This is a genomic window from Neorhizobium sp. T25_27, assembly GCF_002968565.1.
GTDB classification, from domain to species: domain Bacteria; phylum Pseudomonadota; class Alphaproteobacteria; order Rhizobiales; family Rhizobiaceae; genus Neorhizobium; species Neorhizobium tomejilense.
On the sequence record NZ_PVBJ01000008.1, the window covers coordinates 145,587 to 158,884 of the forward strand.

At 63.6% G+C, this 13,298-nt stretch carries 13 protein-coding genes, 1 pseudogene and 1 riboswitch; of the genes and pseudogenes, 8 read left to right on the forward strand and 6 right to left on the reverse strand.

Going from position 1 to position 13,298, the window contains the following annotated elements:
* The first annotated feature begins 49 nt into the window (after nt 1-49).
* Nucleotides 50-1,543 (forward strand): DHA2 family efflux MFS transporter permease subunit, encoded by a 1,494-nt coding sequence (locus C5J24_RS21485; RefSeq protein WP_105420810.1) that lies wholly within the window; start codon nt 50-52, stop codon nt 1,541-1,543.
* 224 nt (nt 1,544-1,767) lie between these two features.
* Here C5J24_RS21485 and C5J24_RS21490 read toward each other — a convergent pair whose 3' ends face one another.
* Nucleotides 1,768-1,971 (reverse strand): hypothetical protein, encoded by a 204-nt coding sequence (locus tag C5J24_RS21490; RefSeq protein ID WP_105403911.1) that lies wholly within the window; start codon nt 1,969-1,971, stop codon nt 1,768-1,770.
* A 252-nt stretch (nt 1,972-2,223) separates the two neighbouring features.
* On the opposite strand from C5J24_RS21490, the gene C5J24_RS21495 reads away from it, so the two are divergent.
* Genes C5J24_RS21495 through C5J24_RS21505 form a run of 3 tightly spaced genes read left to right on the forward strand, consistent with a single transcriptional unit; the run spans nt 2,224 to nt 5,536 of the window.
* A complete protein-coding gene (locus tag C5J24_RS21495) occupies nt 2,224-2,679 on the forward strand; it encodes a MarR family winged helix-turn-helix transcriptional regulator (RefSeq protein WP_105420812.1) in 456 nt (151 codons plus the stop codon).
* A complete protein-coding gene (locus C5J24_RS21500) occupies nt 2,666-4,402 on the forward strand; it encodes an MFS transporter (RefSeq protein ID WP_105420814.1) in 1,737 nt (578 codons plus the stop codon). The genes C5J24_RS21495 and C5J24_RS21500 overlap by 14 nt, the downstream gene beginning before the upstream one ends.
* Before the next feature lie 51 nt (nt 4,403-4,453).
* A complete protein-coding gene (locus C5J24_RS21505) occupies nt 4,454-5,536 on the forward strand; it encodes an HlyD family secretion protein (RefSeq protein ID WP_105420816.1) in 1,083 nt (360 codons plus the stop codon).
* Nucleotides 5,537-5,610: 74 nt separating this feature from the next.
* Here the strand turns inward: C5J24_RS21505 and C5J24_RS21510 are convergent, their stop codons facing one another.
* Together C5J24_RS21510 and C5J24_RS21515 are read right to left on the reverse strand one after the other, a co-directional pair.
* Nucleotides 5,611-5,838 carry a hypothetical protein gene (locus C5J24_RS21510; protein ID WP_105421046.1) on the reverse strand — a complete coding sequence of 76 codons (228 nt, stop codon included), beginning with the start codon at nt 5,836-5,838 and terminating at the stop codon, nt 5,611-5,613.
* 10 nt (nt 5,839-5,848) lie between these two features.
* On the reverse strand, nt 5,849-6,031 hold the full coding sequence (locus C5J24_RS21515) for a hypothetical protein (protein WP_105420818.1): 183 nt from the start codon (nt 6,029-6,031) through the stop codon (nt 5,849-5,851).
* Nucleotides 6,032-6,176: 145 nt separating this feature from the next.
* Here C5J24_RS21515 and C5J24_RS21520 point away from each other — a divergent pair, with 145 nt between their 5' ends.
* Nucleotides 6,177-7,871 (forward strand): alpha-glucosidase, encoded by a 1,695-nt coding sequence (locus C5J24_RS21520; RefSeq protein ID WP_105420820.1) that lies wholly within the window; start codon nt 6,177-6,179, stop codon nt 7,869-7,871.
* A 48-nt stretch (nt 7,872-7,919) separates the two neighbouring features.
* Here C5J24_RS21520 and C5J24_RS21525 read toward each other — a convergent pair.
* From C5J24_RS21525 to C5J24_RS21535, 3 genes and pseudogenes are all read right to left on the reverse strand, one after another.
* Nucleotides 7,920-8,216 (reverse strand): annotated as a pseudogene (locus tag C5J24_RS21525) (type II toxin-antitoxin system RelE/ParE family toxin); the annotation flags it as partial.
* A complete protein-coding gene (locus tag C5J24_RS21530; RefSeq protein ID WP_105420822.1) occupies nt 8,179-8,454 on the reverse strand; it encodes a type II toxin-antitoxin system ParD family antitoxin in 276 nt (91 codons plus the stop codon). The pseudogene C5J24_RS21525 and the gene C5J24_RS21530, both read right to left, overlap by 38 nt.
* Before the next feature lie 72 nt (nt 8,455-8,526).
* Complete coding sequence (locus C5J24_RS21535) at nt 8,527-10,788, reverse strand: heavy metal translocating P-type ATPase (RefSeq protein ID WP_105420824.1); 2,262 nt, start codon at nt 10,786-10,788, stop codon at nt 8,527-8,529.
* A gap of 114 nt (nt 10,789-10,902) precedes the next feature.
* Nucleotides 10,903-10,998, forward strand: a riboswitch (TPP riboswitch).
* A gap of 38 nt (nt 10,999-11,036) precedes the next feature.
* Between C5J24_RS21535 and thiM the strand changes: the two genes are divergently transcribed.
* Genes thiM through thiD form a run of 3 tightly spaced genes read left to right on the forward strand, consistent with a single transcriptional unit; the run spans nt 11,037 to nt 13,284 of the window.
* On the forward strand, nt 11,037-11,849 hold the full coding sequence (gene thiM / locus C5J24_RS21540; protein WP_105420826.1) for a hydroxyethylthiazole kinase: 813 nt from the start codon (nt 11,037-11,039) through the stop codon (nt 11,847-11,849).
* Nucleotides 11,846-12,484, forward strand: a complete 639-nt coding sequence (gene thiE / locus C5J24_RS21545) for a thiamine phosphate synthase (protein WP_105420828.1) — start codon at nt 11,846-11,848, stop codon at nt 12,482-12,484. Before thiM ends, thiE begins: the two co-directional genes overlap by 4 nt.
* Nucleotides 12,481-13,284, forward strand: coding sequence for a bifunctional hydroxymethylpyrimidine kinase/phosphomethylpyrimidine kinase (gene thiD / locus C5J24_RS21550; protein WP_105420829.1), 804 nt, complete (start codon nt 12,481-12,483; stop codon nt 13,282-13,284). Before thiE ends, thiD begins: the two co-directional genes overlap by 4 nt.
* Nucleotides 13,285-13,298: the final 14 nt, after the last annotated feature.

Sequence of the window (13,298 nt, forward strand, 5' to 3'; positions counted from 1 at the left end):
CATATAGAAGAACACATGACGACGACTGAAGCAAGCGGAAACACCATCGGTGGCCGCGCGGTTTGGTGGCCTGCCAGGAACCGGGCTTACCGAACAACGACTTGAACCGAAAGCGACCGAATTGGACCCCCGCAAGACCGTGCCGTTGATCGTCGCATCGGCGCTCATCATGCAGCAGATCGATTCGACGGCGATCGCCACGGCCCTGCCGACGATTGCCGATGCGCTCGGCGAACCGCCGCTGACGCTGCATTCGACGATCACCGTCTACGTACTCTCGCTGGGCGTCTTCCTGCCCTTGAGCGGCTGGCTCGCCGACCGTTTCGGGGCCCGGCGGGTGTTCTGCCTGGCAATCGCGCTGTTCACCCTCGCCTCGCTGCTCTGCGCCGCCTCGACCACCCTCACCATGCTGATCGCAGCGCGCGCGCTGCAGGGTTTCGGCGGCGCGCTGATGCTGCCGACGGCACGGCTGATCCTGGTGCGCTCGGTGCCGCGCGAGGAACTGGTGTCCGCCATGGTGCTGATGAGCATGCCGGCCGTGGTCGGCCCGGCGATCGGGCCGCTGCTCGGCGGCTTCATCACCGGCATCAGCTCGTGGCACTGGATCTTCTGGATCAACCTGCCGGTCGGCATCGTGGCGATCATCCTGACGCTCGCGCTCATCGAAAAAATCCCGCCGACGGAGCGCACCTCCTTCGATTTCCCCGGCTTCATCCTCACCGGTGCCGGGATCGGCGCGGTCATCTTCGGGTTCGATTCCTTCGCCCGCGGCATGAATTCCAGCGCATTGGTCCTGGTTGCGGGCGGCGTTGCCCTGCTTGGCCTCTACATCCGCCATGCACGCAAAACGCAAAATGCCATCCTCGACCTCAAACTCTTTCGATATCCCACATTCCGATCGAGCGTCACCGGCGGTTCGCTGTTCCGGATCAGCATGGGCGCCCTGCCTTTCATGCTGCCGCTGCTGATGCAGGAGGTCTTCCGCTATACGCCCTTGCAATCGGGCGCCATCACCTTCGTCTCGACGATCGGCGCCTTCGGCATGCGAACCATGACGAGGCGCATCCTGCGTCGTTTCGGCTTCCGCAGCGTGCTCTTCTGGAACGCGCTGATCGCCAGTGCCTCGATGGCGCTGCTCGCCAGTTTCACGCCCGGCACGGCGCCGATGGTCATGGTGATCATCATTCTGCTTGGCGGTTTCTTCCGCGCCTTGCAGTTCACATCGCTGAACACGCTGACATTCGCGGAAACCGAAGACTCGGAGATGAGCCACGCGACATCGCTGTCGCAGATGGCACAGCGCATCGCCCAGAGTACCGGCGTCGCGATGTCGGCCATGCTCCTGCACTCTTTTTCCGGCGGCTCCGAGACGCTGACCAACTTCGCCTTCGCGATGTCCTTCCTCATCATCGCAATCATTTCCGCATCCTCGTGTTTCTCCTTCTTCCGCCTGTCCGGGACGGCCGGCGACGTGCTCGCGGGTCGCAAGAAGGAAGCGAAGGGGGAAGCTATAGCGGCCGAGCAGGCCGATGCGGCAGAGTAACGATGCGGCCGCTTATGGGGCGTGGCGAATTGAAGCTCGCCGACATTGGCCGGCGAGCCCTCCGTGGCTGCGACCCCGTGTGTGATCGGTTGCAGCCAACGTGAGCAGGCGCGCGCGAACAGGCCATCGCGGGTCCGTCCATGACCTATGGTCAAGGACGCGCCTGTGGGCCGCTCACGGCGATGAAAGGGTTTTCGCTCTCGGTCCAGTCCAGTCTGAGGGGACTATTGGATCAGCGAGGCGACGTTGCGTGTCGTTGGAGCTTTGGTAGGTTTTGCGTCGACCGGGACGATATCGACGACCTGTGAAAGCAGGAACTGCTTTGGAGAACCACAGATGGTGGCGTAGACGATCCGGTCTAAAATTTTCAGGCTTTCGGACACAAAGGTCCGTTGGTCGCCATTGTCGAGCACCGATACAACGTACATGTTGATCCCACAGAGGTTAGGCGCGCAGTCATTCGCGCACCAGCATTTTTAGCCCTCGATGGTTAACGGGAGGTTAAACCCGCCACGGACGACCTGCCGCAAAATGACTGCGGGTCCGAGTGCCGGCACCAACCGCCCTTTGTCATCGTCTGCCGAATCCGCAGTGGGGCGCACCGCCCGCCCTTGAAACGGACCGGCTCGTGCGCTAGCTAAAGGCGACAAAGAACTTAGCACACTAATAGTAAGCCCACGATGAAACCCGATCCGATCGCATCCGAATTCTTCGAGGCGCTGACCAAGGTCAGCCGCAAGATCCGTACCGCCTTCAACCAGCGTGTCATGGCGCATGGGCTGACCTACCCGCGCGCGCGCGCCCTGTTTCGCCTCGCCAAGAAGCAGAACATGACGCAGAGCGAGCTTGCTTGCGAGCTGGAACTCGAACAGGCGACCATGGTGCGTCTTCTCGACCGGATGGAGGAGAACGGCCTGATCGAACGCCGGCCGGACCCAAACGACCGTCGCGTCAAGCTTCTGTTCCTGACGGCCCACGGCGAGGAACAGGCAAGCCTCGTGAGCTCGATTGCCGACCACATGCGCGAGCAAATCTTTCAGGACATCGATGCCGAGCAGGTGCAGGTCGCCATGGCACTGTTCGAGCGGATCACGGCCAATATCGGGGAGCTGGAGGACATCGATGTCCCCGCGTGAGACGACGGCAAGGCAGGACGACGCAACGATCATACGACCGGATTTCCGTAGAACGGCGGAGCCGATCGAAACCGTTGAGATAACCCCGCGCGCCCCGGAACCCGCCGCTCCCTCGGCGCCTGCCCCGGTCGCGCCGCCTGCCTTCGTGCCCAAATCACCGGCGATGACCGCGGCCTATATGCTGGCAGGCATGCTGATTGCCCTGACGCAGGGGCTCGGCATGAGCTTCATCTCCACCAATCTGCAGCAGATCGCCGGGGCGATGGATCTGACCCAGACCGAAGCTACCTGGCTGATGGCCGCCTATCTCTTTCCAAATGCCAGCCTGACGCTGCTGCTCTTCAAGGTGCGGGCACAATACGGTCTGCGCAATTTCGCCGAAGTGGCGATCGTCGTTTATGTGCTCGTGTGCCTGGCGCATTTCTGGTCCGACAGTTACGAAAGCGCGCTGGCGTTGCGCTTCTTTGCAGGCGTCGCGGCCGCGCCGATGACCTCGCTCGGTTTCCTTTATGTGCTCGAGCCGGTTTCCCCGACGAAGAAGTTGAGCGTTGGCCTCTGTGGCGCGCTAACGGCGCTTGCCCTGCCCACGCCGGTGGCCGGCATCATCTCGCCTTATCTCCTCGATACCGGAGGCTATCACGCGCTCTATCTCGTCGAGATGGGGCTTGCCATGGTCGCGCTCGGCCTCGTCTATGTCCTGCCGCTGACCTCGCCGCCGCGGGCGAAAGTAATCAGCAGTCTCGACCTTGTCAGCTACCTCTTCCTCGCTGCCGGGCTTGGCTGTTTTGCCGTGGCGTTCACCGTCGGCCGGCTCTACTGGTGGATTGCGGTCGACTGGCTCGGCTGGATGATCATCGGCGGCATTGCGGCCTCGGCAATCTTTGCGGCGATCGAACTCAACCGGAAGAACCACCTGGTCGACATCCGCTGGCTCACCTCCCGCGAAATCCTGCACTTTGCCGGCGCGCTGATGGTATCCCGCCTGCTGTTTTCCGAACAGACCAGCGGCGCTGTCAACTTTCTGCGCAATACCGGCTTGCTGAACGATCAGATGGCCGGCCTCAACTGGCTTATCCTCGCCGGAGCCGTCGCTTCCGGCATCATCTGCGCCATGGTCATGAAACCCGGCCGGGCCTCGGCGATCCACGCGGTCGCGCTGCTGCTGGTCGCAGTCGGCAGCTATATGGACAGCCAGTCGACCATCCTCACCCGCCCGGAACAGATGTATCTCAGCCAGTTCCTGGTGAGCTTCGCGAGCGGCCTCTTCCTGCCGCCGGCGCTGATGATCGGCATGGGTGCTGCGATGAAGCGCGGCCCAAGCTACATCCTCTCCTTCATCGTCGTTTTCCTCGCCACCCAGAAGATAGGCGGTTATCTCGGCAGCGCGCTCTACGGCACCTTCGTGCAGTGGCGGGAGCAGTTCCATTCCTTCCGGCTGGTCTCCGAACTCGCCTCCACCGATCCGCTGGTCGCATCCCGCCTGAAACAGCTCAGCAGCGCCTATGGCAAGGTGCTGACCGACCAGAACCAGCAGGCTTTGCAGGGCGCCGCCCTCTTCGCCAAGCAGGTCCAGCAACAGGCCTACGCGCTCGCCTACAACGATGCCTCCCTGCTGACCGCCTGGGCATCGCTCGCGGCCCTCGCCTGCCTTCTCCTCCACGTCGCTTGGCGCAACCGCCACCGGCTTTTACCCACCAGCAACCCGATGCCCGCCGCCGGCTGACGCTCCGAACAGAGCCCAAAGAAGAAACAAAGAACAAGAAACGAAACTGCCATGTCCAAGATCTTCCGCTTCATCGCCACCTATGTCGCGCTCGCCATCGGCGCCGCCGGCATCATCGTCGTGCTCTACGCCTGGAACCTGCCGCCCTTCCACGGCTCGGTCGAAACCACCAACGACGCCTATGTGCGCGGCCAAGTGACCATCCTCAGTCCCCAGCTTGCCGGCTACCTCACGGAAGTGCCGGTCCAGGATTACCAGAGGGTGTGCCGGGGCGATCTGATCGCCAGGATCGACGACCGAATCTACGCCCAGAAGCTCGAACAGGCGAAGGCAGCGCTGGCGACGACGCAGGCTTCGCTCGCCAACTCCGAACAGAGCCGCAAGTCTGCGGAAGCCAAAATTCAGTCCGCCAAGGCCGCCGTCGAAAGCGCCAAGGCCGCCTTCGATGCGGCGACAACCGCCTACGACCGCACCCAGAGCCTACTCGAAAAGAACATCGCCACCCAGAGCGACGCGGAAAAGACCCGGTCCGCCTTCAACCAGGCCCAGGCCGCGGTGCATCAGGCGGAGGCCGCCGTACTGGTTGCCGAACAGGACCTGAACACGATCGTGGTTAGCCGCAAGTCATTGGAGGCCAATGTCGAAAGCGCCAAGGCGGCGGTGAAGCTCGCCGAGATCGACCTTGCCAATACCCGCATCGCCGCCCCGCAGGACGGCACTCTCGGCGAAGTCGCCGGCCGCGTCGGGCAGTATGTCTCGGTCGGCACCCAGATCGGCTCGATCGTGCCTGCGCAGGTCTGGGTCGTCGCCAACTTCAAGGAAACCCAGCTCGACGGCATGGCTGCTGGCCAGAAGGTGACCTTCACTGTCGATGCCCTCGGTCATGAGAGGTTCGCCGGACGGATCGAGCGTTTCGCGCCGGCCACGGGCTCGGAATTCTCGGTCATCAAGGCCGACAACGCCACCGGCAACTTCACCAAGGTTGCCCAGCGCATCCCGGTCCGGATCGCAATCGAGCCGCAACAGAAGCTCACCGACAGGCTGGTCCCTGGCATGTCGGTGGTCGCAAGTGTAGACCTCGCGCAAGGGAACATGGCGCGCGGCGTGGCTCTGGTCGGGGGCAAGCTCGACTGACCGACGGCCAATCGAACTAGAACGCCCTCCCGGCGCTCCGGAAGGGCGTTTCTTCATCGATCCAAAGTAACGGGTCAGTGCGCCGTGTTCACCTGGCCGCCCTTCTTCTTCGCATCGTGGGTGTGGTGGCTGTCGCGTTCGCCGCCGCCGCCCGAGACCCGGCTCTTGGAGCGCAGGTCGTCGTCGGCCGGTGGCTTCTTCACGTCGAGCTGCACACCCTTTTTCGCATCGGGGGCGTTTTCATGGGACGCACCCGGCCCGCCTTGGCGGATGCTTGCGGGTGTCTTCTGCGATGTCGACATCATGAACTCCCTATCGGTCCTGCTGATAACCCTGATGGGTCGTGTTGACCTTGGTATTGCCTTGCTGGCCCTGCTTGCCGGGATCGTTCGCCGCCTGCGGTTTGCCGCGCTTGATGTCGGACGCATGGGTCTGTTCGCCGGAGCCCTTGTGGCTCAAGTTTTCCGAAGGCGTCGGGGGAAGTCTGCTGCTCATGAAGGGTCTCCTTTTCTTGCGGTTTCCCACTGGTCTAACCCGCAGCGAGTCACGATGTTCCATCCGACGAGTTGTTGCCGCCGGGGTGAGGAACCCTGGCCGCACTCTCGCGTTCGAACAGCTTAAAGAGGCAGGGAGGGCTTCGATGAACGACTTTCAGGATCAGCTTGCCGCAGCGATCAAGCAGGCTGAATTGCCGATAGAACGCAAATGGTGGCACACCGCCACCGTCTACCAGGTCTATCCGCGCAGTTTTTGCGATCTCAACGGCGACGGCGTCGGCGATATCCCCGGCATCACCTCAAAGCTGGGCTATCTGAAATCCCTCGGCATCGACGTGATCTGGCTATCGCCGATCTACAAGTCGCCGATGGACGACAACGGCTACGATATTTCCGATTACCAGGACATCGCCCCGGAATTCGGCACGCTGGCCGATTTCGACAGGCTGGTATCGGAGGCGCGGAACCGGGGCATGGGCATCGTCCTCGACCTCGTCGTCAACCACACGTCGGACGAACATCCGTGGTTTCTCGAGAGCCGCAAGGGGCCGGGCAACGCGTTCCGCGATTTCTACATCTGGCGCAAGCCGGCCGCAGACGGCGGGCCGCCCAACAGCCTCAAATCCTCCTTCGGCGGGCCGGCCTGGACGCTCGATCCCCTGAGCGGTGAATATTACCTGCACCTGTTCTCGACCCGCCAACCGGATCTCAACTGGGAAAACCCCGCGGTCCGCGCCGAGATCTACAAGATGATGAACTGGTGGCTGGAGCGCGGCATTGCCGGTTTCCGCATGGATGTCATCGACTATATCGGCAAGCAGGTGGACCAGGAAATCGTCCACGACGGTCCGCACCTGCACGACTACCTGCAGGAAATGAACCGCAGAACATTCGGCAATCGCGATATCCTGACCGTCGGCGAGACCTGGAGCGCGACACCCGGTTCGGCTCTCCTCTATTCCGGCCGCAACCGCCACGAACTGTCGATGGTCTTCCAGTTCGAGCATGTGACCCAGCAATGGGATGAGATATTCGGCAAATGGCGGTCGAAACCGTTCGACCTGGTGAAACTGAAATCGGTGCTCGGCAAGTGGCAATACGCGCTGTCGGACGACGGCTGGAATTCGCTCTTCTGGGGCAATCACGACCTGCCGCGCGCTGTCTCCAAATATGGCGATGCGACCGGTCATCCGGCAGAATCGGCCAAGATGCTGGCGACCGTGTTGCACCTGATGAAGGGCACGCCCTTCATATACCAGGGCGAGGAGATCGGCATGACCAATGTGCCGTTCACGACGATCGAGCAGTATCGCGACATCGAGACACTCAACATGCACCGCCTCCATATCGAGGCCGGCCTGTCGCCGGAAGAGTTCATCAAGGGCGCCAACGAAAACGCCCGCGACAACGCCCGCACCCCAATGCAATGGAGCGCCGCGCCCTATGGCGGCTTCTCGACCGGCGTGCCGTGGATCGAGGTCAATCCCAATTACCCGACGATCAATGCCGAGCGGGAGATGACCGACGAGAAGTCAATCTGGAACCACTATCGCAAGCTGATCGCGCTCAGGAAACGCCACCCGGTGATCGTCTATGGGATTTATCAGAGCTGGCTCGACAGCCATCCGGACGTCTTCGTCTACTCGCGAACGCTCGACGGGGAGCGTTTGGTGGTGGTCGCCAATTTCAGGGCCCGCGAGGTTCCCGTCGAGCTGCCGGGCGAATTGAGGATGCCCGGCGAGTGCCTGATCTCGAACTATGAACCGGTCGACCGGCTGGGTGAAAACCTGATGCTGAAGCCATACGAGGCTTTCGCGGTTTTGGCGCGGACGCTTTGAGAAGGAGCGGCAATCATCCGTGGACCAGTCAGAGGGAAAATCCATGCCCCGCGGTAGAATACGCAGGATATTAACCCTGTCCTGCTCGACGACGACCGCTATGGCGGCGCTACGCTCAAACCCTATGATGCGCAGGCCCGGATGGATATGGTTCCGGACCGTGCCGCGCTTGGGAAATGCCGCGAGGCTCATGCAGGCCGCTTCAATTCGATCGATATAGTTTCCAGCGCGCTCGTGCCCGGCCTCTTGGGCAATTCCCAGGTAAATCCGCCGGAGGTCAGTGACGGCTGCCGGTCGAAACTCGACCCTATGAACCACGCTTGTCGGCTTTCGCCTGGCTGGCATGGAATTCGCGAAGTTCCGCGAATACTTTGGCTGCGGGAATACTGGGGCGCGGATCGTCCATAGCTTCCTGGACCTTCAGGCGCATGATTTCGTCCAAGGCTTCCCTTTCGCGCTCAAGTGCCCGCAGCGCAGCGCGCACTGCCTCGCAGGCGGAGTCATAGTCCCCCGATTCCACCATTGCATCGAGAACTTGCTGCTGTTTACCGAGTGTCAGGGTGATGGATTTGTTGGTGCGCATGTCAGCCTATCGTTTTACGCTGCCCTATCTTGCAACACGACAGTGTCTTGCGCAACCTCCCGTAGGCTGGCGCTAGTTCCTCACCCGCAGCAGCCGCAACGCATTGATCGTCACCAGCACCGTCGCGCCGGTGTCCGCGAGGATCGCCGACCACAGGCCGGTGATGCCCAAAATGGTCGTGACCAGGAAGACGGCCTTCAGGCCGAGTGCGATGGTAATGTTCTGGTAGATATTGCGCATCGTCCGCTTCGACAGTTCGATCATGGCGGCGATGTCGCCGACCCGACCGTGCAACGTTGCGGCGTCAGCGGTTTCGAGCGCCACGTCGGTGCCGCCGCCCATCGCGATGCCGACATCGGCGCCGGCAAGTGCGGGCGCGTCGTTGATGCCGTCGCCGACCTTACCGACCACGAAACCCCGGCTTTTCAGCTCGCCGACGATGCGGCTCTTGTCTTCCGGCATCAGCTCGGCACGCACCTCGATGCCGAGCTCCTTGCCGATTGCGGCCGCGGTGCGGGCATTGTCGCCGGTCAGCATCACGATCCTGATGCCGGCATCGGTCAGCGCCTTCAGGCCCTCCCTGGCGTCGGGACGCGGTTCGTCGCGCATGGCGACGGCACCGGCAAGGACCCCGCCGACGATCAGCACCGAGACGGTCTTGCCTTCGTCGTTGAGGCCGGTGATCCGCCGGCCGTGCGCCATGGGCAGCGAAACGCGTTCGACTGCGGCCTTCGGCGAACCGAAGAATACCTCCTGGCCTTCGACAATCGCCGTGACGCCCTTGCCGCCGAGCGCCCGGGCATCCGTCGCAGCCGGGATCTCCACCTCGTCATCGGCAGCCTTGGCAAGGATGGCGACGGCGAGCGGATGGCTGGAGCCGGTTTCCAGCGCGGCGGCCAAGCGCAACACGTCTTCCGCATTGCGGCCGAAGGCGATGACATCGGTCACCTGGGGTCTGCCGGCCGTCAGCGTGCCGGTCTTGTCGAGCGCGACGGCGGTGATCTTGCCGAGCGTTTCCAGCACCGCGCCGCCCTTCATCAAGAGGCCGCGGCGGGCACCCGACGACAGCGAGGCGGCGATTGCAGCCGGCGTCGAGATGACCAGCGCACAGGGGCAGCCGATCAAGAGGATCGCCAGGCCCTTGTAGACCCACTCGCTCCAGGACGCGCCGGCGACAAGCGGCGGCAGGATGGCGACCAGTGCCCCCACTGCGACGACACCCGGCGTGTAATACCGCGAGAACCGGTCGATGAAGCGTTCGGTCGGGGCCTTGCTCTCCTGCGCCTCCTCGACCAACCGCACCACGCGGGCAATCGTATTGTCCTCGGCAGCTGCCGTCACGCGAACCCGCAAGGCGGCATCGCCGTTGATCGTGCCGGCAAAGACCGTGTCGTCCATGCCCTTGGCAACCGGCGTGCTCTCGCCAGTCACCGGCGCTTCGTCGATCGCGCTTTCGCCGGCGATGATGACACCGTCCGCCGAAATGCGGTCGCCGGGACGCACGAGGATGGTCGCGCCGACCGTAAGGCTCTCGGCCGGCACTTCGCGGGTCTGGCCGTTTTCTTCGAGCAGCGCGTTCTTCGGCACGAGCGCCGTCAGGCTCTGGATGCTCTGGCGCGCCTTGCCGGCCGCAACCCCCTCCAGCAGTTCCCCGACGAGGAAAAGGAAAACCACGGCGGCCGCCTCTTCCGACGCGTCGATGATGACAGCGCCGACGGCGGCGATCGTCATCAGCATCTCGATCGAAAACGGCGTGCCGGCAAGTGCTGCCATGATCGCGCGCCGGGCGATCGGCACGAGGCCGACCAACATCGCGGCAGTGAAGATATAGGTGCCATAGGCGGGACCGAGGTGGCCGAGCCCGTAAGCCGCCGTCAACACGAACCCGACCAGGATGGTCAGGCGGCCCTTCTCCGATTTCCACCACGGCCCGTCCATCGGCCCGTGATCGTGGCCATGCAGGTCTTCGATTTCTGTTGTGGCACGGTCGTGGTGGGAATGATCGTGCCCGCCGTCATGGGCGTGATGGTGGTCGTGCGTCTTGCCGATCTCCCCCTCAAGGGGGGAGATTAGTGGGAGCGTGCCGCGCCGCCGCGCATCCTCACCGGACTTCTGCCCCAGCGCCCTCAGCGTATACCCCAGCCCGACAACTTTCTTCTCGATGGCGCCAAGATCGCCTGTCCCGTCGTGCTTTACCGTCATCGTGCCGGACGCAACCGAAACGGACACGTCCGCGACGCCCGGCATGCGGCGAACCGCGGTGTCGATCTTCGTCGCGCAGCTGGCGCAATCCATGCCGCCAACCTTGTATCGTGCCTGTGTCGTGGCGCTCATCGTCTCTTTCCCGTTTGGACCGAGCCCCGTCTCTACAACCTCTAGCGACTAGAGCTGCAAGGCCTAAAATCAGAAAAAATCACTGGCGAAGCGCATTCTCTTTGCTGTAAGCCATGGTGAAGACAGGGGCGTCCGGCAGAGCCGGGCTGAGAAGCACCCTTAGAACCTGAACCAGATCATGCTGGCGGAGGGAGTCGTCCGGGCGTTCAACATTGCGCCCTGCGCCTGCCCCGCCGAACGAGGCAGACATGCAGACGACAACGCTCCTTGCGGAAACCCCCGGCCAGCTGTTGACGGCGATGCGCGCGAAAAATCCGCTCGTCCAGAACATCACCAATTTTGTAGCGATGAACATCGCAGCCAACGTGATGCTTGCTGCCGGCGCCTCGCCCGCCATGGTGCATACGAAGGAAGAGGCCGGCGAATTCGCCCGCATCGCTTCGGCCCTGACGATCAATATCGGCACCCTGTCGCCGGATTTCCTGGCCGGCATGAAGGCCGCGGCCGCCTCCGCCACGGAAGCTGGCAAGCCATGGGTGCTCGATCCCGTCGCCCATTACGCCACCGCCTATCGCCGCGTGGCGCTCGCTGAACTCATGGAACTGAGGCCGACGATCATCCGTGGCAATGCGTCGGAAATCATCGCGCTGGCCGGCAGCCAGTCGAGCGGCCATGGCGTCGACAGCGGCGACAGCGTCGCGGCGGCCGAAAGCTCCGCCATCGCCATCGCCCGGCAGCAGGCCTGCGTGGTGGCTGTTACCGGCGAGGTGGATTTCGTCACCGACGGCCGGCGTTCGGTCCACATCCTCGGCGGTTCTGCCCTGATGCCGCGGGTCACAGCGCTCGGCTGCTCGCTCACCTGCCTGGTCGGCGCCTTTGCCGCCACCGCGGACGATCCCTTCGAGGCGACGGTCGCCGCGCTCGCGATGTTCGCGGTCGCGGGCGAGGAAGCGGCGTTTACCGCCTCCGGTCCCGGCTTCTTCTCGCCGATCTTCCTCGACCGCCTCGCGGCGCTAACCAGCGAGACGCTCGATGCAAAGGCAAGGATCGCCGCAGCATGAAAAAGACCTTCGACCTTTCCGTCTACCTCGTCCTTGATCCCGATCTCTGCCGCGAGATCGGCATGATCGAGACGACAAGGCTGGCCGTCGCCGGCGGCGTCACCATCGTCCAGCTCCGCGACAAGCAGGCGGACACGGCAAAAATGATCGAAACCGGCCGGGCGCTGAAGGCGGTACTGGCCGGTACCGGGGTTCCCCTGATCATCAACGACGACGTGGAGGCGGCGATCGCGATCGGCGCCGAAGGCTTGCATGTCGGCCAGAGCGACATGGTGGCAGTGATGGCGCGGCAGCGCGCCGGCCATGGCATGATCCTTGGCCTCTCGGTGGAGACCGAGGACCTGGCGCGGCGGGTGGATCCTTCCATCGTCGACTATGTCGGCATCGGTCCCGTCTTTGCGACCGGCACCAAGCCCGACCACAAGCAGCCGATCGGTTTCGACGGGCTTGCGCGCATCGTCGCCATGGCGCCGGTTCCGGCGGTCGCGATCGGTGGCGTCAAGGCGGAACATGCCGGCCTCGCACTCGCCGCCGGCGCAAAGGGTATCGCGGTCGTCTCCGCTATCTGCGGCCAGCCCGATCCGCAGGCCGCAGCCCGCGGAATTGCCGCGGAAATCGAAAGGGCGCGCGCATGAGCATCAAGAATGTCCTGTCAATCGCCGGTTCGGACCCTTCCGGTGGCGCCGGCATCCAGGCGGATCTGAAAACCTTTGCGGCCCGCGGCACCTATGGCATGGCGGCGCTGACCGCGCTGACCGCTCAGAATACCCAAGGCGTCACCGGGGTGCATGCGGTGCCCGCCGCCTTCGTCGCAAATCAGATCCGTACCGTCTTTCTCGACGTGCGCGTCAACGCGGTGAAGATCGGCATGATCGCCAATGCCGAGATTGCCGAGGCGGTCGCCGACGTGCTGCGGCCCTATCGCGATACCGTGCCGATCGTGCTCGATCCGGTGATGATCGCCAAGGGCGGTTCACCACTGCTGGCGCTCGACGCGGTGGATGCCGTCACCTACAAGCTGATGCCGCTTGCCACCGTCGTCACCCCCAACCTGCCGGAAGCAGCAGCCCTGCTCGGCGAGACGATCGCCACGACCCGCGAAGAGATGGCAGCCCAGGCTGAGCGGCTGCTGAAGATCGGTCCCAAGGCCGTCCTGGTGAAGGGCGGTCATCTGGAAGGCGAGGACAGCCCGGACGTATTGGCGGACGCTACCGGCATCCACTGGTTCGAGGGCGAGCGCACCGCGACCAGAAACACCCACGGCACCGGCTGCACGCTGTCCAGCGCAATCGCAGCCGAGCTCGCAAAGGGCGCCTCGCCCGCGCAGGCGGTCGCCGTCGCCAAGACCTATCTCGCCGGCGCAATCGCCGCCGCCGATACCCTCACGGTCGGCAGCGGCCATGGCCCGGTATCGCATTTTTACGTGTGGTGGTGAGGGCGAGACGACTG